We start from the raw sequence: 20,435 nt of genomic DNA on the forward strand, positions 1-20,435 counted from the left end.
GGTCAGGCCGCTGGACCAAGAATAAAACGCAACGGGGCGATCGCGCCGTGATCCGGATCGCAGCTTTACCTCCGGGCGGGGGCAGAAATGCCGGTGGCTTATGCTAAGCTGCCTGCCAGAATGCCCGGCATGAGAGCGGAAGATGGAATTACCTACCCTGAAACCAGAACGACTTTACCGGCAGATCTCTTCGCTGCTGATTGGCTGTATCCGTAAGGGACAGTTTGCGCCTGGGGCTATGCTGCCCGCAGAACGTGAACTGGCTAAGCAGCTTGGCGTCAGCCGCTCCTCCATCCGTGAGGCTTTGATTGCCCTGGAAATCACCGGCTGGGTTGAGATCCGTACCGGTAACGGCGTATTTGTTATGAATCCTCTGCCCAAAACTGACGCTCCGCTGGTTGAGGATGAATTCAGCCTGAAATCGCTGATTAATGCCCGGTTGATCTACGAAGGCATGACCGCAGAACTGGCGGCCCGCAACGGCACCGACGATCAGCGTGCTGAATTAAAAGAAGTGACTCAGGACCTGGTTCAGCTGCACGTTAATGATGAAAAGTTTCTGCATGAAGATAAGCGCTTTCACCTGCTTATTGCCGAAATGACCGGCAACGAGGTGCTGGCGGAGATGATGGAGTATCTGTGGAACAAACGGAAAAGCTCCCGTTTTCTGCGGCTGGAAAGCCACTATGCTGAAAGTGACTTCCCCCGTGAGATGAATCAGGACCACGCTAACATCGCCCAGGCGATTATTGAACGCGATCCTCAGCGGGCAAAAATGTGTATGGAGAGCCATATTCAGCACGTTTATGACCGGCTGTTTACCGGACAAAATTAAGGCCTCAGGACGCCCGGTTTTTTCGCAGCTCGCTGCGGTTCTGTTTCGGCCTGCCGTTGCCGAGCAGGACTGCCAGCTTACTGCCGCCCGGCGTGGTTTCCATCAGAATTTTACACACGCTGGTTAGCGGCACTGAGAGCAGCATACCCACCGGCCCCAGCAGCCAGCCCCAGAATATCAACGACAGAAACACCACCAGACTGGAAAGCCCCAGCCTTTTGCCCATTATTCGCGGCTCCAGCATATTGCCGAACAGCATATGAATGGCGGTGAACAGCCCGGCTACCAGCACCGCATCGTAGATGCTGTTTAACAGCAGGGCCTGAATCAGCGGCGGAATGCCGGCAATAACCGGGCCGATATTAGGAATAAAATTCAGGATAAAGGCGACAACGCCCCACAGCATGGCGAACTTCACTCCCAACGACAGCAGCGCGAGCCAGACCGCCACGCCCGTAATCAGGCTGATCAGGGTCTTCAGCGCCAGATAGTGCGTCACCCCTTTTAACGCTTTATGCAGCCCCGCGATGCGGATTTTGGGGTTAACCAGCGCAAAGCGCAGCTTATAGGGCAGGTGATGTACCTCAAACAGCATAAAGACCACGGTCATCAGCAGCAGCACAATATTGGTCATCGCGCCGGAAAACTGGCTCAGCACGGTAGTGGCCATATCCATTATGGCATTGGGATCCAGCCGTTCTGCCAGCCGGTCGGTGGAAATATTGATGTTAAACGTCGCCGCAAAGTGCTGAACAATTACCAGCTTTTGCTCCATCTGCGTGCGTAATTCGGGATAAATATCGCTGAACTCATTCACCGACCCCGCCACCAGCGCAACCAGCAGGCCGATACAAATCAGCACCCCTGCCATCACCAGGCTGATAGCCAGACCACGCCTGACACCCCGGCGCAGCAAAAAAGTCACCAGTGGATTCAGCACTACAGAGAGAAACAGCGCCAGTAAAAACGGCACCAGAATCTCTGAGGACGCCTTGATCCCGGCGAGTATCACTATCAGTGTGGCCAGCTTAAGCAACAAATTCTGCCCGATTTTTTCCTGCTGCAGTTCGCTCATTCCATCTCCAGAGAAGTCTATGCCTGACAAGTTTAACGCCTCTGGAGAGTAACCTGCTGACTTTAAGAATGATCGGACGTTTTTCCCTGGCGTTGCATCAGTGCCAGCGCAGCGAGCATCAGTATCAGACTGGCCGTCAGCGCAATGCTGGCCATTGCCATTCCCTGGCCTGGAGACCCCTGTTCAAACTGCCGCCAGATAAACACGGCCACGGTCTGAGTGCCTGCCGGAGCGAGAAGCAGCGAGGTCACCAGCTCGCGGGAGGCAATGGCAAACACCATCAGCATCGCTGCCAGCAGGCTGGGTAACACCAGCGGCAGAATAATATGGCGCAGCGCCTGTAAAGAGCTGGCTCCGTGAACGCGCGCCGCCGGTTCCAGATTGCCGCCGATCTGTTTCAGCGCGCTGCCCACATAACGAACCGGCCACGGCAGCAGAATACAACAGTACGACAGCAGCAGGATCGCCCAGCTGTTATAGGGCGAAACCGGCCAGAACGAACGGTTCCATAATAGGATCAGCCCCACACCAATGACCACTCCCGGCAGGGCAACGGGAAGCAGCGACAGCGCATCGATGATCCTGACGCCGCGCATCTTGCCTTCCACTACCAGCCACGCCACCAGAAAGCCCAGCGCGCCGGTAATCGCCGCTGCCCCCAGCGCCAGGCCAACGCTGGTGGATAATGCGGAAAGGGCTTCACTTTGCTGGGCAAACAACGCGGAGAAATGGCGCAGCGTCAGATTATCCAGATGTAACCCGCCGGACAGCGTGGACATCAGCGCTGTCAGCACTAACGAGGAGAGTGGCATTATCACCACCATAAAAGCCACCAGACTGAACAACAGCATCACCGGTATTTTCCACGGCCCCAGCAGCACGGGGCTGCTTGCGGCGGGTTTACCGGTAATGCTGGTGACTTCTTTATTACCGGTCAGCTGTTTCTGCAGGGTAAAAGCGCCCAGGGCGATCGCCACCAGCAACACAGAGAGCAGCGAGGCGCCCGGCAGATCGATTGGCCAGTCTGCCAGCCGCTGTTCAATCCCGACGGTAAGCATAACGACGCCAGCACGAGGGCCAAGCGCAGCAGGCACGCCAAACTCTTCTGTTGCCAGGGTAAAAGCCAGCAGCACCCCAGCCGCCAGAGCCGGAAGCGCCATAGGCAGTGAGATATGCCAGAACGCCCGCCATGCCGAAGCGCCATGCACCCGTGCGACGGTAGCCAGGCGCTGACCGCTGGCCAGCATACTTCGCGACACCGCAAAATAGACCACCGGGAAGATGTTCAGCGTCATGATCAGCATGATGCCGGTCTGGCTGAACAGCAGATTGTTCAGATTCAGCCCGGTAAGTTGCTGCACGTAGCCATTCTGTTGCAGTGCCAGCATCCAGCTCAGCGCGGCAATGTAAGGAGGGGTGAGAAAAGGGATCAGCAGCACCAGATCCCAGAAGCGTGCCAGCGGTAGCTGAAACAGCCCGCGCAGCGTCCCCAGCGGCACCCCCACCAGCGCGCTGAGCAGGGCCACGCCCAGCCCGGTTTTTAACGTGCCCGCCAGCAGGGCGGGCAAAGCCGGATCCTGCAGCAGCGTGTGGATTGTGGAGAAGGCACCCGCCAGCGATCCCCGGCTCAACGCCGGAAACAGTGCCTGAAGCAGAACAAATAACAGCGGCAGCGCCACCAGAATAATTAACAGTGCCACGGTAATCAGTGGCATCAGACGCAGTTTCACAGGCGAATTTCCAGACCAGGCGCTACTGAGCGGCAAAAAGTTTGCCGAAGCGTTGCAGGATAGCAGCACGATCGCTGCTGCCTTCGCTGTTCTCAGGCAGGATCTTCAGCTCGCTGAGCAGAGGACGTTTGGCACCAATATCCGCACGGGCAGGCATCAGCCAGGCATTCGCTACCAGCTCCTGACCTTCCGGTGAGAGGACATAATCCACAAAAGCTTTAGCATCCGCCGCATGTTGAGTGGATTTCAGGATCATCATCGGGCGGGGAGCCACCACGGTGCCGCTGGCCGGGAAGATCACTTTGATCGCTTCCCCATCCTGAATGCTGCCGTAGGAGACATAATCCACCGCGCCAAACACCGCCGCTTTCGCGCCCTGCAGCACCGGAGTCAGCGCCTGAGCGTTAGGCCCACCGATCACCATGCCGTTATTTTTCAGCTTGCCGAACAGTTGCCAGGCAGCGTCACCCATGCCGTTTTGCAGGCCAGTCAGCAGATCCAGTGATGCGCCGGAGAGAGAAGGATCGGGCGTGGTCACTTTATCTTTGAAGGCCGGGGTCGTGAGGTCGGCCCACTCTTTTGGCTCTGGCGTGCCGCTTTTGGTATCCCAGACGATGCCCAGCGCTGAAATTCCCTGCGCCACATATGAATCTGACTTCAGTGAATCCGGGATGGTGGCCGCATTGGCGCTGGTATAAGGCAGCAGCCAGCCGCGCTGCTGTAATTCTTCTGCCGTGTCCCAGGAGGCGGAAATCAACACGTCGGCTATCGGGTTAGCCTGCTCGGCTTCCAGCCTGGCCATCACCTTGCCGGTGGTCGCCTGGAAAATATTTACCTTCACCCCGGTCTGCTTTTCATAACCGGTAGCGAGTTTTTTGGCCAGCGATCCTGGTCCGGCGGTGTAGACCGTCAGCGCACTGGCATCATTTATCATCATGGCGGAAGTGAAGATCATCGCGAAGATGGCCCCTGTTTTTTTAGTCAGAATGGATTTCATGCAATTTCCCCGGAGAGTGGCCTGACCGCCTGAATGGCGGTCACAGAACCTTGTGACAGATGAACAATGCGATCGGCTAACACCTCTGCCTCACCCTGATCATGGGTGACATAAACTGCCGTGGTATTAAGCTGACGCAGCAGGCCGCTCATTTCACGACTTAAGGATTCACGCAGATCCCGGTCGAGATTTGAAAGCGGCTCATCAAACAGCAGAATGCCCGGCTCAGCGATGATTGCCCTGGCCAGCGCCACGCGTTGCTGCTGGCCTCCGGAGAGATCGGCAGGGCGACGCAGCGCGAGACTGGCAAGGCCAACCCGCTCAAGGGCAATCATGGTTTTGGTCAGTCTTTCGGCTGTGGGCAGGCGACGCATCAGCAGGGGAAAGCCAACGTTCTGCGCTACCGTCATGTGCGGCCACAGAGCATAATCCTGAAAGACCATGCCGATATCGCGCTGTTCGGGAGGCAGCGCGCTTCGGGGGCTGGCAATCAGACGCGTACCAAAGTGGATCTCGCCCTGCTGTGGCTGAAGCAGGCCCGCGAGCAGCTTAAGCAACGTACTTTTGCCACAGCCTGAAGGGCCAAGCAGCGCCACAGTGGTGCCGCCTTCCACCCTGAGATCGAGATGGTGCAATACGGTCTGATTGCCGAAGGCATAGTGAATGCCCTTCAGATCGAGAGTAAGGGGAGCACGATTCATCAGATGGCCTCCACCGGAAGCAGGCAGGGCCTGCATCCCGTCAGCCGGAACGGACGGTTCGCGCTCGCCCGGGAGAGAACCAGGGGAGCTGTCATATTATCCTCTTTGGGATTTCATTAAGGCGGCAGTATATGAGCGCTGTATGACGGATTTATGGCGGCATTTATGTTGAAGATGTAAACCGGGGATGACAGGCAGGGGGAAGTCGGGGTATAGTTGAACCTCGTGTGTTTGCCAAAAGAGTTCCCTTCTCCATGCCTGAGCATCCTGCGCCGGAACCTGCTCAAAGCGGTTTTCGCCTGAATCTGCGTATTATTTCCGTGGTGATTTTTAACTTTGCCAGCTACCTGACGATTGGATTACCGCTGGCTGTCCTGCCGGGCTATGTCCACGACGTGATGGGCTACAGCGCCTTCTGGGCGGGACTGGTGGTCAGTCTGCAATACTTTGCGACCCTACTCAGTCGTCCCCATGCCGGGCGGTTTGCCGATCTCTGGGGGCCAAAAAAGGTGGTGGTCTTTGGCCTGTGCGGCTGCTTCCTGAGCGGACTTTTCTATGCGCTGGCCGCTTTGGGGGCAGGTATACCGATCCTCAGCCTGCTGCTGCTCTGTCTTGGACGGGTGATCCTCGGGGTGGGACAAAGTTTTGCCGGCACGGGCTCCACGCTGTGGGGCGTTGGCGTGGTGGGATCGCTGCATATTGGCCGGGTGATTTCGTGGAATGGCATTTTTACCTACGGTGCGATGGCGATAGGGGCACCGCTGGGCGTGGGCATATATCACTGGGGCGGTTTACTGTTGCTGTCGGGCATTATTCTGGCTATCGCGCTGGTGGCTATTTTGTTTGCTTTACCGCGTCCAAAGGTGAAAAGCAGCAAAGGCAAACCCCTGCCGTTCCGCGCCGTGCTGGGGAAGATTTGGGGGTATGGCATTATCCTCGGATTGGGTTCAGCAGGCTTTGGGGTGATCGCCACCTTTATCACCCTGTTTTACCAGGATAAAGGCTGGGAAGGAGCGGCCTGGGCACTGACCCTGTTCAGCGGGGCTTTTGTTGGCACGCGCTTGCTTTTCCCTAACGCCATCAACCGTCACGGCGGGCTGGCAGTTGCGCTGGTCTGTTTCGCCGTAGAGGCCATCGGGCTGTTTCTGGTCTGGGGATCGGTCGATCCCTGGATGGCGAAGCTGGGCGCCTTACTCACCGGCGCAGGCTTCTCGCTGGTGTTCCCCGCTGTTGGCGTGGTCGCAGTAAAAGCCGTGCCGCCACAGAATCAGGGCAGCGCACTGGCCGCTTACACCACGTTTATGGATCTCTCTCTGGGGATAACCGGGCCGCTGGCCGGGCTTGCCATGAGCTGGCTGGGCGTGCCGGTTATCTATCTGATCAGCGGGCTACTGGTCTGCGTGGCGATGGGGCTGACGTTGAGAATTAAACGAACGCTCCGCGAGCAAAGTGAAACGCAGGCGGAGAGGTCGTGAATCAGGTTTACTGACCTTAATCCTGCAACAGCGCGATACTGCGGCGGATCTCCCGTTCTATGTCCGCCGCGTTCCAGTTATCCATTACGGAGGAGAAGGGCTCAAAAGCGTAAATGCCGCGATATCCCATTCGTTCCAGACGCTGAACCTGGGTGGCGGTGTTAAGCAGATCGCCTTCCGTTAACATAATGCGTTCTTCGTCAGTAAGTTCGCTGGTCGGTCGGCTGTCTTCCACGCCGGACAAATGGATTAGCCCGATAGCGTTGATATCAATCCTCTCTTCAAACTCCTCTTCTGCCTTCTCATACAGATGGTGATGGAAGGTATCCAGCACCAGACGGAAAGGCACACCGGCATCACGGATCAGTGCCTGGGCTTTTACGCCTGAGCGCAAAGAGCTGACCGGGAAGCCCAGCGGCTCCACCAGACCTTCAATGCCATATTTTTCAAACAGCGGGGCAAGGGTTTTCAGGGCCGCCAGCGTCTGCTCGTCGGAAACTGGCGTGCCATCGTTGAGCGGACAAAGCACCAGTGCTTTAGCGCCGACGCCCCGGGCATCCTTTAACAAGCCTTCCGCTTTCGCCAGCAGCGTATCGTCAACCTGATTGAACGGGTAGACGGCGTTGATGGTGACGATTTCCAGATCGTAACGCTGGGCCAGCGCGCGCACCTCGGCATGGCTCAGGTTATCCGTCACGCTGCCGCCACGCATGTCATTGCGCAGTTCGACCTTATTCAGCCCCAGGCTCTGCACCAGCTGAAAAAACTGCTCAATACTGAGACCGGGGGCAATCTTACGGTTGATACAGAAACGGGTTGGTTCGATAGCCATGTTTTTGCTCCTGCAAACAAGGTTGAGAGAAAAGGAGGGACCGCGATTTCAGATGACCTTCAGCGGCTTCTGTTATGGCCTATAAGAGAACATTTATTTCATGAGTGGTGAATAATGAAATTTAAGTTTTTGGATCATTCTCGCAAAATTTCGTTCAGACGCCCCGATTATCCCGAGGATTATCGGGGATATGTGAACCCTGGCGCAGCGTAATACAAAGAACGCGCGCATAACTGTTTAACGTCCACGAGCCGCGTGCTGCTTAAGTTTTCTTTGCTGCTGAACAGCGAACGGGCCAATGCAATACAGAGCGCAATCGTTCCGGTGAAAATGCGATCTGTGCCGCTAAAAATGAATTTTCTAAAGTGAAATATTTGAAAAATTTATTCCACTATAATACTGTCCTTACACGCATTTGGGATTTGTCCGGTCAGGGCGCGGGCAGCATAAACGCCGTCCCTGCAGGGAATACATACATCAAAGAGGCCAGAACATGACTATTACAGGAAATTTTATTGGCGGAAAAACGTCTCTGAGCGCCAGTAATGAAACGATTCCGGTTTACGATCCCGCTACCGGGCAACCGGTGCGTGAACTGACCCAGAGCACCGCAGATGAGGTGGCTAAAGCCATTGAAGTGGCGCATAACGCTTATGACGGCTGGTCCCGCACTTCTCCTCTGCGCCGCGCCCGTGTGCTGTTTAACTTTAAAGCGTTGATGGAGCAGCACCGTGAAGAGCTGGCTGCACTGATCGTCAGCGAACACGGTAAAGTCTGGTCTGACGCGCTGGGTGAACTGACCCGGGGTCTGGAGGTGGTCGAATTTGCCTGTGGTATCCCGCATCTAATCAAAGGTGAAAACTCGGCTGATGTGGCTACGGGCGTGGACAGCTATTCCCTGATGCAGCCGCTGGGCGTGGTGGCGGGCATTACGCCGTTCAACTTCCCGGCGATGGTGCCGTTGTGGATGTTCCCGATTGCGCTGGCCTGCGGTAACACCTTCGTGCTGAAACCCCCGGCGCTGGATCCTTCTGTTTCCGTCCGTATGGCAGAGCTGCTGACCGAAGCGGGTCTGCCGGATGGCGTATTCAACGTTATTCACTGTTCTAATGAAGATGCTGAGCAGTTGTACAAAGATCCCCGCATTCAGGCGGTAAGCTTTGTCGGATCTTCCGGTGTGGCAGAACACATCTACAAAACCGCCAGTGCGCATGGCAAGCGCGTGCAGGCTTTCGGTGCGGCTAAAAACCACGCCATCGTGATGCCGGATGCCGATCTGGAGGCGACCGTTAACGCCATTATGGGCGGTGCATTTGGTTCAGCTGGCGAACGTTGCATGGCGCTGCCGGTGGTCGTTGCCGTAGGCGATGACACCGCAGATAAACTGATTGCAGCCCTGACGCCGTTGGTTAAAGCGCTGCGCGTCGGTCCCGGCATCCAGAAAGGCAGCGAAGAGAATGAAATGGGGCCGGTCGTCTCGGCCGCGCACCAGAAAAAAGTGCTGGGTTATATTGATAAAGGCGAGCAGGAAGGCGCGAAGCTGGTGGTCGATGGCCGTAACTTCCAGGTGGAAGGCTATGCGGAAGGCTACTACGTGGGGGGGACGCTGTTCGATAACGTCACTTCAGAGATGGTCATCTGGCGGGAAGAAATTTTCGGACCGGTGCTGAGCATCATGCGTGCGCCGGACTACGCCACCGCACTGGAACTGGTTAACAGCCATGAGTTCGGTAACGGCAGCGCCATCTTTACCAGCAATGGCCACACCGGGCGCGATTTTGTGCGCGAAGTGCAGGCCGGCATGGTGGGTGTGAATGTGCCGGTGCCGGTTCCTATGGCATTCCACAGCTTCGGCGGCTGGAAACGCTCGGTGTTTGGTGCGCTGAACGTACACGGTCCGGATGGCGTTCGTTTCTATACCCGCATGAAAACCGCTACCGTGCGCTGGCCGAGCGGACAGAAAACCGTTTCTGAGTTCAGTATGCCGACGCTGGGTTAATCGATCAGGAGGACGAGAATGTCATTGCTGTCCAGAGTCCAACAACCCGATGCGCAGGGGCGCATCCAGCACGTCACGCCGGAAAGTGCAGGCTGGCGTTATGTGGGGTTTGATGCTTATCAGCTTAAAAAGGGCCAGACCCTGCAGCTGGAAAGTGGCGATAAAGAGCTGTGTCTGGTGCTGGTAGCCGGGCTGGCCTCGGTGAAAACGCTGCATGCAGAGTTTCCCGGCATCGGAAAGCGTATGTCACCGTTTGAGCGTACGCCGCCTTATTCGGTTTATGTACCGAATAATGACAAGGTTGAGGTGTATGCCGATTCCGATCTGGAACTGGCGGTATGCAATGCTCCAGGTAAAGGCTCCTTGCCTGCCAGGCTGATTGCGCCTGCTGATGTAGGCGTGGAAAAGCGTGGCAAAGGGCGCAATAAGCGCCTGGTGCATAACATCCTGCCAGACGATCAACCGGCAGACAGCCTGCTGGTAGTGGAGGTGTATACCAACGAAGGGGACACCAGCTCTTATCCCAGCCACAAGCATGACCAGGAAAATTCAGAAACGGAAACCTATCTGGAAGAGACCTACTACCACCGGTTCAGCCCGGAGCAGGGTTTTGCCATGCAGCGGGTCTACACTGACGACCGCTCGCTGGACGAATGCATGGCGGCTTATAACCGCGATGTGGTAACGGTACCGCGTGGGTATCATCCGGTGGCCACTATCGCAGGCTACGATAATTACTATCTTAACGTGATGGCGGGGCCAGTGAGATTGTGGAAGTTTAGCTGGGAGAAAGATCACGCCTGGGTAAACAGCGAAGCCTATCCAAAGGCAGAGTGAGTCTGGCAGTCAACAGGAGGGTAACGCGCGTTACCCTCAGATTATTGACAACGTGCAGGCTCAGGGAGCATATGCCTCTCACAAAGACGCAAAAAGCGCCGTCCATGGCAGCTCAGCACGGGCCATCCGTGGCCCGTGATGCTTTGTTCAAGGCATATGCTCCCATCGCTTCAGGGTTCGGCTGCAATCTGAGGGCAACGCACATTACCCTCTTTTTTGTCTGTAAATCATGGGGTTGGTGGCAGTAAGAAATCAAAACCTGCGGCGTAATGAAAACGACTTTCCAGGCCGAGCCTGATGCCGTCAGTAACCAGCAGCAAACCCGACAGCACAATAAACGCCGCGGCTACTATTAGCCGGGTCAGGCAGGATTTTCTGTTCACTGCTGTTCCCGCTCTCTTTGCTGCTGTTCACGGGCGCGACGCAGCAGCAGCCAGACCCTGACCGTTTTGACCGCCACACGCCGGGCGGCGGTGGATTCCGGGCCAGCCGCCGTCAGCTCCTCCGGCTGGCAGGTATCACAATTCGCTTTTTTAGCCTGTCCTCCCTTACCGTTCAGAACGACATTGGCAAAGATGGCCACGCAGGTTCCCAGCGTAATGCCGCTGTGCAGAAACATCTTCGCCAGCTCAGGCATTTGTGAAAACAGACCGGGCACCAGCACCGGCATCAGCCCCACGCCCAGCGTCAGCGCTACGACCATGCCATTATTATTATTGCGATAGTTAACCTGGCCCAGCGTCCGGATGCCTGCAACGGCGACCATACCAAACATCACTATGCCCGCCCCGCCCAGCACCGGTTTCGGCACAATCACTACCAGTGCCGCCATTTTGGCGAACAATCCCATCAGAATTAAGATCAGACCGGATACCGCCACCACAAAGCGGCTGCGCACGCCGGTCAGGCTAATCAGCCCGACATTCTGTGCAAAGGCGGCATAGGGGAAAAGATTAAACAGGCTGCCGCACAAGGTGGCAAACCCGCAGCCGGTCAGCCCTTTTCTCAGCGTTTCCCCATCGGCCTGACGGCCAACGAGTTCACCCGTTGCCATCATCGACGACATGGTTTCCACCATCACCACAATCATCACCATCGACATCAGCAAGGCGGGGACCAGATGAAACTCAGGCACGGCAAATTGCAGGGGAAGGGGGATGTTGATCCAGGGCGTGGCGGCGAGCCGCCCCAGATCCAGCGTATCAACGAAATACCACAGGGTAGATCCGATGATCAGGCCGATCAGCACCGCAATGTTTTTGATCAGCCCTGAGCCAAAAGTATAGATGTTCAGGATGATCACCAGCGTTACCGCAGCCAGAGAGAGCGCTAACGGGCTGCCAAAACCCACCATTGCGGCGTTTCCGCCACCAATCCAGCCGCCGGCCACCGGCATAATTGATAAGCCAATCAGGGTGACTATCGACCCCATCACCACTCTGGGGAAAAAACGCACCAGTTTTGAGATCCAGGGCGCGAACAACAGCGTGAAAGCCCCGGCAACCATTACAGAACCGGAAATACCGCCCATGCCATACTCTTTGCCAATCAGCACCAGCGGGATCATGGCAACAAAGGTACAGCCCTGGACGACAGGTAGCCGACAGCCCATCCATCTCCCCACGCCAAGCGTTTGCATCAGCGTAGCCAGGCCGCAAACCATCAGATCGCAGCCTATCAGCACCACGATTTGCTCGTCGGTAAGCCCAATAGCCGACCCCACAACCAGCGGAACGGCTACTGCTCCCGCGTACATCACCAGCACATGCTGCAGGCCGTAAAGAACCATCTGCCCGATGGGCAGGATTTCATCAACGGGCAGAGGTCTGGCAGGTGAGTCCTGACGTTCAGAAGTGTTCATCATATTTCTCCCATACGGCCCGGGCATTGCTACCCTGGCTACGATTCGAAGGCATGTTGCCTCCCTTGAAGTCATCCGGAAGTAAAAAAAGGCTGCCCATACTGGCGCAGCCCGGAGGGTTAAAGCTTCGCCATGTTTTGCCACAGCCTGCTGGCTGCTTTGCGCGCGCTGGCGTAGATCGGTTCAATATCAAACGGGAACTGACGATCTTCATACACCATGCGTCCGGCTATCATCACGCTGTGTACTGAGGCACTGTTCATGCCGAAGGCCAGATGGCCTGCCAGGTTTTCGGCCTGTAAAGGCGTGGGTGAGGCGTAGTCACAGATGGTCAAATCAGCGGTATATCCCGCAGCAAGCTGGCCAAAGGATTGCGAAAAGTTTCGCTCAAGCAGGGTGTTTCCGTTATGCAGCATGCGCAGAAAACTGTCAGGCCAGAGTGGCCCTCCCGCGTCGCGGTGTTTAAAGAAGGCAAATTTCAGCTCTTCAAACATATCTGCCCCTATGCCATCGGTGCCCAGCGCAGAGAGGTGATAATCAGCGAGGTTCGCGTTGTAGCCGACATGGTTATTCATATTCGAACGGGCGTTATGGACCAGGGCAGCCCGCCGTTCGTTCAGCAGCGCAATCTCATGAGGAGAGAGCCACAGGGCGTGGGCAATCAGCGTTTTCTCGTCCAGCAGGCCAAATTTATCCAGCCTGACAATGGGATCCAGCCCGTATTTATCATGGCTGTGTGATACGTCATAGCGGTCTTCAGCCACATGAATGTGCAGGCCCCTGCCGGTGGCTTTCCGGGCCTGGCGCAGCATCTCCAGCCCGGCGTCCGACAGGGTGAAGGGGGCATGAGCGCCAAGATGGCACTCCACCAAGGGGCTTTGCTGATGGGCGGTCCGCTCCGAGTCTATTAAACTGGCGAAGTCGACGTTCTCTGCAACGCCCGCTTCCAGTTCAGCCAGCCCGCCGTTACGGTCGGTGGTTTCGAAACAGGTCATACCGCGTAAGCCCGCCTGGAGAAAACCCCGGCGCAGGATCGCCAGCGATCCTTTGATCAAGCTGGGGGAAGCATGATGATCGATCACGGCAGTACAGCCGGAGCGGATCGCCTCCAGTGAGCAAATCAGCCCGCTGTAGTAGAGCGACTCTTCATCCAGTGCCCGATCCAGCCGCCACCACAGGTTTTTCAGCGTGGAGATAAAGTCCGGACAGGGGGCGACTGGAGCCAGGATGCCGCGTGACAGCCCGGAATAAAAATGGTTATGGGCGCACACCAGCCCCGGCATCACCAGCCTGTTGTGCATCTCTTTGCAGCCGGCATCGGGATACTGCGCGGTAAGGTTTTTCCCCACCGCAACGATTTTGTCGCCCTCAATCACTATATCCACGCCCGCTTCCACGCGGCTGGGACAGAACTCAACGGCGGTACAATTTTTAAGTAAAAGCATGATCACTCCTCCACGCTGCCCAGCAGATAGTCATGCTGCTGGCGCGTATAGCTGATAATCCGGGTCATTTCCTGCAGCTCTTCCGGCGTGTCACCGAGGATCTCGCCCTTGTGATCGATCTCCAGCGTCCAGCGACGATCCTTAAGGCGGATCTGTACGCTTTGACGGTCGATCAGGAAGCCAGGGTTTGTGCTGTTGTCGAAATCATCCTGGCGGCTGAAGAGGGTGATCTTGTCTTTGTAAGGCTTGCCCTGCCACGGACAGAACTGGGCGCAGTTGCCACATTCGTTGCACAGGGCATCCAGGTGAATTATCTGCTGACGGCTGTGATAGCCGGGGACGGCAAGGGCGACATTGGCGCGGTTCGGGCAGACATCGACGCACTTGGCGCAGACGTAATTGCACTCCAGGCAGCGTGAGGCTTCCTGGCGGGCAAAGGCATCCGCATCATCGCTGTCTGCCTGGCGGATAGCGACCACGCCACGGCGGCGATAAAGGGCGGCAGGATCGCTGTTCAGCCAGCGCTTGTCCTCTTTATCAGAGCGGATGTTTTCCCGGTGAAGAATGGCATTGGTTGCCTTGCGGGCGCCGCCGATGGCAGAAACGATAGAAGCAGGGCCGCTCTGCACATCACCGGTCAGGAACACGCCGGGCAGGCTGGTTTCCAGCGTGACGGGATCTACACTGACCTTGCCTGAAGCGTTCAGCGGCAGGCCGATACGGTTTAATACGTCATAATCGGGATTCTCGCCGGTAGCCGCGATCAGGGCATCAAAATGTTTTGTGAAGGTCTCTCCGGTGGCCACCGGACGGCTACGACCCTGTTCATCCGGTGCCCCTGGCCGCATCACCCTCAGCGTCAGGTTGCCTGCAGTATCGAAGCGTTCCGGATTGACGCAGGTCATAAACGCCACGCCCTCATGGCGGGCTTCGGCAATCTCCTCTGGCCAGGCCGGCATGTCTTTCTCCTCACGACGATAGACAATGCTGACGGAGGTGACACCGGGAATTTTCAGCGCGGCACGGGCGCAGTCCATGGCGGTATTCCCGGCACCGACTACTGCCACATCGCCGCTGATCGTGCCGGCCAGCACCTGCTGGTTGAAACGCCGCAAAAATTCAAAGGATTTCAGGAGATGCAGGTTGCCGCCGGGCAGGTCCAGCGCGGTATTTTTTCCCGCTCCGATCCCCACGCAGATATAACGAAAACCCTGCTGGCGAAGTTTATCAAGCGTCAGCTGCCGGTCGCAGTTATAGACAAATTTAACGCCATGATCGGCAATAAACTGGATATCCTGCTCGATCAGGTTTGCCGGGATTCGGAAATGCGGAACGATATGTTTCACCACGCCGCCCGCGCTGGCTTCGCGTTCAAACAGGGTCACCGGGTGTCCGGCACGGGCAAGGAAATACCCTGCCGCCAGCCCGGCAGGCCCGGCCCCAATCACGGCAACGGGATGCCGATCGCCCGATCCTGCCGGTTTGTGCCAGCGCTGGCGATACGCTTCCCAGCCTTTTTCCAGCACGATTTTTTTGATCCGCCTGATATTCAGCGCATTGTCATAATCGAGGCGGGTACAGTTGCTCTGGCACTGGTGATCGCAGATATGACCGGTGATACCGGGCAGCGCATTACGCTGATAAATAATCTCCAGCGCATCGGTGTAGCGGCCTTCTCCTGCCAGGCGCAGGTATTCCGGAATGTCCTGCCGGATTGCGCAGGCGCTGACGCAGGGAGCAACATAACAGTCAGTGAGCGGTAGCGGTCCACCGGCGTCAATCTCATCCCGGCTTTTCCACTCTTTCTGTGCCCATCCAGCCGTTAGCGATCGGGCAGCCAGCGCCTGTAACCGCGCAACATCAATCTGGCGGCGCTCCCAGCCCTCAGCGCCATCAAGAATTTTCGCGCAGGCTTTCATCCGCAGATAGCCGCCAGGTTTTAACAAATCGGTAGCCATGGTGATCGGCTGGATGCCGGTAGCGAAAATGTCCGCGATATTGTACTGGCTGGCACCGCCGGAATAGGAAACGGGCAGTTGCCCGATAAAATGTTCTGACAGCAGAGCGGCAACGTTGATGGAAAGGGGGTAAAGCGCACGTCCGGACATATACATCTCTTCACCCGGAAGGCGGTGTTTATGATTACGCGCGCCCAGCGTGTTGGTCAACTTCACGCCGAAGGTAAGCTGCTTTTGCTTGCCCAGAGAAACCAGTCTTTCGAGCATTTCCAGCGCCTGGCTTAGCTGCAGGTCGTGGGCAAAAGAGTCCTGATTCAGGGAGATATAGTCGAAGCCGTTGCCATCCAGAATCGCCCGGACTTTCTCATAGCCCAGCAGGGTGGGGTTAAGCTTCACGAAGGTGTGCAGATTTTTCTCCGTGAGCATATAACGGCAGATGGATTCAATTTCATCGGGTGGGCAGCCGTGCATGGTGGAGAGCGTCACGCTGTTAACCATCCGCCCTGAAATCCGCTCCGGCAGGGAATACAGCGTTGTTCTGGGGGCTTTTTCGAGCAGCCGCCATCCGCTGGTTTCCAGCCACTCTTTCAGGATCTGGCGGTAGAGATGAAATTTTGGCGTTTTGCTGGCATCTTTCATCTCATCGATAAAGGTCTGCATTGCTGGCTGCTTAATGCCCTTGAGGTCGTACCCTACGCTCATATTGAAAATAAAAGAGCGGCCTTGCCCCTGTGGACGAGGTGAATAAATTTCTTCCAGAAAGTGCAACACCATCCAGGCTTTCAGGTACTCATCCCAGGCCTTGAGCAGCGTAAACTCGGTTGACCACTCGGTGTTAAAGGCTTCATCGCTGGCATCAATGCAGGGTTTTTCCAGTTCCAGCCGGTCCAGAATCTGCACGGTTTTTAATTCTATAAAGCTGCCGCCTGTTAACCACGAGACAATAATGTTCTGCGCCAGCTGAGTATGCGGGCCGGCAGCCGGGCCAATCGGGGTATCACAGGTTTCACCGAACATGTGGAGTTGGCGGGCGGGATCACGGGCATAAAACTCAGCTTCCGGAATGCCGAAGATGGACTGATTCTCCTGATATTCGGCGCACACTCTGTGCAGAAGTTCGTCGAAGGGAATGGGACGCATAATGTCACCCATAAATAGCTCCTTGATGCTTTTTGCAGGGGGCCTGAGTGGGTCAGGCCGGGCAAGTTTCCGATGGGCATTAGCAACAAGCGCGCCAGAGCTGTCCGGGGGGCCATTTTTAACTGATATTCGTGACCCCAATCGCAGGGTGAAGCGGCTTGCAGCCATCACAGGTAACTGGCTGATAATGAGAGGCATTTACCAGATGAATTCCTGCGGGCTACCGCGAGAATCTTCGCAATATAAGAATTTTTTCCTCTCAAACTGAGAAGGGAGAATGCGAATGGCCCCTGACCCTTTGAGTTACTTGATCTGTCGGTCGGCACGGAGGTTGCATTGTTCTTATGAACACCTTATCAGGGAGAGAAATATGAGCTTATTTACTGAGGCCACCCGGCTCGAACAGGAGAACTGCGCGTTTGCGCTACTGCATATCATCGAAAGCCGGGGATCGTCACCCCGTCATGCTGCCAGTATGCTGATCCCGGAACAGGGGCCCGCCATCGGCACTATTGGCGGAGGAATGATTGAGAGGCTGGCGATTGAACAGGCCAGAGAGGCGATACGGCAGGGAGAGTCGCGGCTGTTTCATGGCAAGCTGGCGCGCCAGGGACCGGATGCAGTAGGCTCGGATTGTGGCGGGGCCATGACGATACACATTGCGGTATATGCCAATCGCCCCGCGCTTTTTCTGCTGGGGGCAGGGCATGTTAATCGGGCGCTGGCACAGTTTGCCGTTAAGTTGGGATTTCAGGTTACGATTGCCGATCCCTGGCAGGAGAATCTGGAGCATCCGGACCTGCCGGAATGCTGTGAGCGAATCGGTGGCGACAGTTTTACGGCTATCCTGCCAAAACTTAATTTCACCCCCCGCAGCTTTGTCATTATCGCCACCAATCATCAGGATCGTGAAGTGCTGGAACAGGTGATTGGCCTGCCTTTGCGCTATCTCGGACTGCTGGCCAGCCGCCGGAAGGCTCAGCACTTTCGCCAACTGCTGAAAAAGGAACAGGGGATTAGCGATGAGCAACTGGAGAAGCTGCATGCACCGGTCGGGCTGGATATCCTGGCGGAAACACCGGAAGAGATCGCGATCGGTATCCTTGCTCAACTCATTCCAATTTTGCGGCAAAAAAGCCCGCCAGGGCAGCCCGGGAAGCAACGGACGGCAAGGCCCTGGCAGCGCCCACCGCCGTTGAAGCTACAGCTGAATAACGGTGCCGGTTTTTCCTGCAATGCCCTCTTTGGCTTTAGCAAGCAGGGTAATTAAAGCCTGTCTGCCCGGCTTCGACTCTGCAAAAGAGAGGGCTGCCTCCACTTTTGGCAGCATGGAGCCGGGAGCAAACTGATCGTCAGCAATCCAGGCACGCGCCTGCTCTGGCGTCAGCGTATCCAGCCAGCGCCGATCCGGCCGGTTGAAGTTAACCGCCACTTTTTCCACCGCCGTAAGGATAATCAGCATATCCGCATCAATATCCCGCGCCAGCACCGCGCTGGCCCAGTCTTTATCCACCACGGCATTCACGCCTTTAAGATGATGCTGCCGGGCGATGACGGGTATGCCTCCGCCGCCAGCCGTAATAGCAATCTGTCCGGCTTTGAGCAGGGTCTTCACCGCATCCGCTTCAATAATTTCCTGTGGTTTGGGTGAGGCAACCACTCTGCGCCAGCCCCGTCCTGCATCTTCTTTTAACAGCACTCCCCGCACGCGCAACTTCTCCGCCTCAGCTTCGGTATAAAATGAACCTATGGGTTTATCCGGAGAAGCAAAAGCCGGATCGCAGTCGTCTACCCGTACCTGGGTGATCAGGGAGACCACCTGTTTTTGTATTCCCCGATTAAGCAGCGCTTCACGCAGGGCGTTTTGCAGGTCATAGCCGATATAGCCCTGGCTGAGGGCCACGCACACCGACATGGGCAGATGGGGGGAATGGGCGGCCATACTGGCGGCGGTTTCAAAGGCCTGATGGATCATGCCTACCTGAGGGCCATTGCCGTGGGTAATCACCAGCTCATGCCCTTCAGCCACCAGATCAACAATCGCTTCGGCGGTACTTTGCACCGCCTGCATCTGCTCAGCGAGGCTGCTGCCCAAAGCATTACCTCCCAGTGCCAGTACAATTCTCTTTTTCATCAATGACTCCCTGTGAATGGCTTACGGTTGATAAAACGGCCATGCCCGGCTCGCCCGGTAAAGCGGCCATCGCGACAGACGATTTCGCCGCGCGACAGCGTCATGACCGGCACTCCCTGTACGTGAAAACCTTCATAAGGCGAGTAATCGCCATTATCATGAAGGGCATTGTGCTGAATCACCTGATGCCGGGCGGGATCAAACAGCACCAGATCGGCATCGGCCCCCGGCATCAGACTGCCTTTTTCCGGCCACAGCCCAAACAGCTTTGCCGGTTTGCTGCTGGTCAGTGAGACGAAGCGCGAACGGCTTATCCGCCCTTTCATCACCCCTTCGGAAAACAGTAACGCCAGCCGGTTTTCCACACCCGGCAGACCATTCGGGCAGCGGGTAAAATCATTCGCTGCCATCTGCTGGCGCTGGCTCAGGGGGAAGTTGCAGTGGTCAGTGGCAAGGGTATCAATACTGCCATCGGCGATGCCTACCCAAAGTTTGTCCAGCTCCGGACGTGGGCGTAAAGGCGGGCTGAGCATGAATTTCAGTGCGTCGGGCTGGTGGTAGCGGCTGATATCCAACAGCAGATACTGAGGACAGGTTTCAGCCCAGACCCGGCCCCCTGCTTCTCTGGCCATGCGGATGTACTCCAGCCCCTGACCGTTGGAGAGGTGAACGATATAAAGCGGGGCGTTATCGGCGAGCTTAGCCAGGTTTATCGTACGGGCTATAGCCTCGGCCTCACAGGCTGAAGGGCGGCTGTGGGCGTGCCAGATGGGGGCCGTTTTCCCCTGTGTTTTGAACTGGCTGATGCGCCATTTTATGGCGGCATCGTTCTCCGGATGCACGGTAGCCAGCGCGCCGGTATCATTAAGCCGCTGTAAGACTTTTAGTATGTCACCGTCGTTCAGCATATGGCTGTAGGTCAGGTAAAATTTGAAACTGCTGATCCCTTCGTCATGAACCATCGAAGGGATTTCATCAATAATCTGCGCTGAAACGTGCTGTAACACGCCGTGAAAACTGTAATCAATGACCGATTTTTTCGCGTCGTGATGATATTTTTCCAGCTGATGATGCAGGGAACAGCCCTCAGGCCCGAATCCCATATGATCCACGATCGTTGTGGTACCTCCGCAGGCTGCTGCCCGGGTGCCGGTAAAGAAATCATCACAGCTTTGGGCAATGCCCACATCGATATTGAAATGGGTATGGACGTCAACTCCCCCTGGCATCACCAACAGGCCGCTGGCGTCAATCACTTCCATACTGGCATCTGCGACGATCTCCTCCTCCCGCCGCACAATTTTCCCCAGCTCGATCAACAAGTCCTGACGGTACTCCCCGGCTTCGTCTACCAGGGTTCCCCCTTTCAGTAATGTTCTCATCGTCTTTCTCCTGCTGGCGCCCGAAGCTGGCGCC

General features: G+C 56.5%; 16 protein-coding genes. 5 read left to right on the forward strand and 11 right to left on the reverse strand.

Going from position 1 to position 20,435, the window contains the following annotated elements; genetic code table 11:
- Positions 1–142 precede the first annotated feature (142 nt).
- Complete coding sequence (locus VRC33_RS01220; protein WP_338560042.1) at positions 143–835, forward strand: FadR/GntR family transcriptional regulator; 693 nt, start codon at positions 143–145, stop codon at positions 833–835.
- Positions 836–839: 4 nt separating this feature from the next.
- Here the strand turns inward: VRC33_RS01220 and VRC33_RS01225 are convergent, their stop codons facing one another.
- From VRC33_RS01225 to VRC33_RS01240, 4 genes are all read right to left on the reverse strand, one after another.
- Positions 840–1,910 (reverse strand): AI-2E family transporter, encoded by a 1,071-nt coding sequence (locus VRC33_RS01225; RefSeq protein ID WP_338560045.1) that lies wholly within the window; start codon positions 1,908–1,910, stop codon positions 840–842.
- Between the two features lie 62 nt (positions 1,911–1,972).
- Entirely contained in the window at positions 1,973–3,640 is a 1,668-nt protein-coding gene (locus VRC33_RS01230; RefSeq protein WP_338560047.1) for an iron ABC transporter permease, read from the reverse strand.
- Between the two features lie 22 nt (positions 3,641–3,662).
- Entirely contained in the window at positions 3,663–4,637 is a 975-nt protein-coding gene (locus VRC33_RS01235) for an ABC transporter substrate-binding protein (protein WP_338560050.1), read from the reverse strand.
- Positions 4,634–5,338, reverse strand: coding sequence for an ABC transporter ATP-binding protein (locus tag VRC33_RS01240; RefSeq protein WP_338560052.1), 705 nt, complete (start codon positions 5,336–5,338; stop codon positions 4,634–4,636). Before VRC33_RS01240 ends, VRC33_RS01235 begins: the two co-directional genes overlap by 4 nt.
- Positions 5,339–5,592: 254 nt before the next feature.
- On the opposite strand from VRC33_RS01240, the gene VRC33_RS01245 reads away from it, so the two are divergent.
- On the forward strand, positions 5,593–6,813 hold the full coding sequence (locus VRC33_RS01245) for an MFS transporter (protein WP_338564407.1): 1,221 nt from the start codon (positions 5,593–5,595) through the stop codon (positions 6,811–6,813).
- Between the two features lie 16 nt (positions 6,814–6,829).
- Here the strand turns inward: VRC33_RS01245 and VRC33_RS01250 are convergent, their stop codons facing one another.
- Complete coding sequence (locus VRC33_RS01250) at positions 6,830–7,645, reverse strand: TIM barrel protein (RefSeq protein WP_338560055.1); 816 nt, start codon at positions 7,643–7,645, stop codon at positions 6,830–6,832.
- Positions 7,646–8,138: 493 nt separating this feature from the next.
- On the opposite strand from VRC33_RS01250, the gene VRC33_RS01255 reads away from it, so the two are divergent.
- Complete coding sequence (locus VRC33_RS01255; protein ID WP_338560057.1) at positions 8,139–9,644, forward strand: CoA-acylating methylmalonate-semialdehyde dehydrogenase; 1,506 nt, start codon at positions 8,139–8,141, stop codon at positions 9,642–9,644.
- Positions 9,645–9,662: 18 nt separating this feature from the next.
- Positions 9,663–10,481 (forward strand): 5-deoxy-glucuronate isomerase, encoded by an 819-nt coding sequence (gene iolB, locus VRC33_RS01260; RefSeq protein ID WP_338560059.1) that lies wholly within the window; start codon positions 9,663–9,665, stop codon positions 10,479–10,481.
- A gap of 227 nt (positions 10,482–10,708) precedes the next feature.
- On the opposite strand, the gene VRC33_RS01265 is transcribed toward iolB, so the two are convergent.
- The 4 genes from VRC33_RS01265 to ygfK form a co-directional block, all read right to left on the reverse strand.
- Positions 10,709–10,864, reverse strand: coding sequence for a hypothetical protein (locus tag VRC33_RS01265; RefSeq protein WP_338560061.1), 156 nt, complete (start codon positions 10,862–10,864; stop codon positions 10,709–10,711).
- Complete coding sequence (locus VRC33_RS01270) at positions 10,861–12,345, reverse strand: nucleobase:cation symporter-2 family protein (RefSeq protein WP_338560064.1); 1,485 nt, start codon at positions 12,343–12,345, stop codon at positions 10,861–10,863. Before VRC33_RS01270 ends, VRC33_RS01265 begins: the two co-directional genes overlap by 4 nt.
- Positions 12,346–12,461: 116 nt before the next feature.
- Positions 12,462–13,787: a putative aminohydrolase SsnA gene (ssnA, locus tag VRC33_RS01275; protein ID WP_338560066.1), complete on the reverse strand. Its 1,326-nt coding sequence runs from the start codon at positions 13,785–13,787 to the stop codon at positions 12,462–12,464.
- A 2-nt stretch (positions 13,788–13,789) separates the two neighbouring features.
- The gene (ygfK, locus tag VRC33_RS01280; protein ID WP_338560068.1) at positions 13,790–16,897 is read right to left on the reverse strand and encodes a putative selenate reductase subunit YgfK; all 3,108 of its coding nucleotides are present in this window, start codon (positions 16,895–16,897) and stop codon (positions 13,790–13,792) included.
- 358 nt (positions 16,898–17,255) lie between these two features.
- On the opposite strand from ygfK, the gene VRC33_RS01285 reads away from it, so the two are divergent.
- The gene (locus tag VRC33_RS01285) at positions 17,256–18,155 is read left to right on the forward strand and encodes an XdhC family protein (protein WP_338560070.1); all 900 of its coding nucleotides are present in this window, start codon (positions 17,256–17,258) and stop codon (positions 18,153–18,155) included.
- On the opposite strand, the gene arcC is transcribed toward VRC33_RS01285, so the two are convergent.
- Both arcC and hydA read right to left on the reverse strand, forming a co-directional pair.
- Positions 18,087–19,019: a carbamate kinase gene (gene arcC, locus VRC33_RS01290; protein ID WP_338560072.1), complete on the reverse strand. Its 933-nt coding sequence runs from the start codon at positions 19,017–19,019 to the stop codon at positions 18,087–18,089. The genes VRC33_RS01285 and arcC overlap by 69 nt on opposite strands.
- Positions 19,019–20,401, reverse strand: coding sequence for a dihydropyrimidinase (hydA, locus tag VRC33_RS01295; RefSeq protein ID WP_338560074.1), 1,383 nt, complete (start codon positions 20,399–20,401; stop codon positions 19,019–19,021). The genes arcC and hydA overlap by 1 nt, the downstream gene beginning before the upstream one ends.
- Positions 20,402–20,435: the final 34 nt, after the last annotated feature.

The organism is Erwinia sp. E_sp_B01_1 (assembly GCF_036865545.1).
Taxonomy (GTDB): domain Bacteria; phylum Pseudomonadota; class Gammaproteobacteria; order Enterobacterales; family Enterobacteriaceae; genus Erwinia.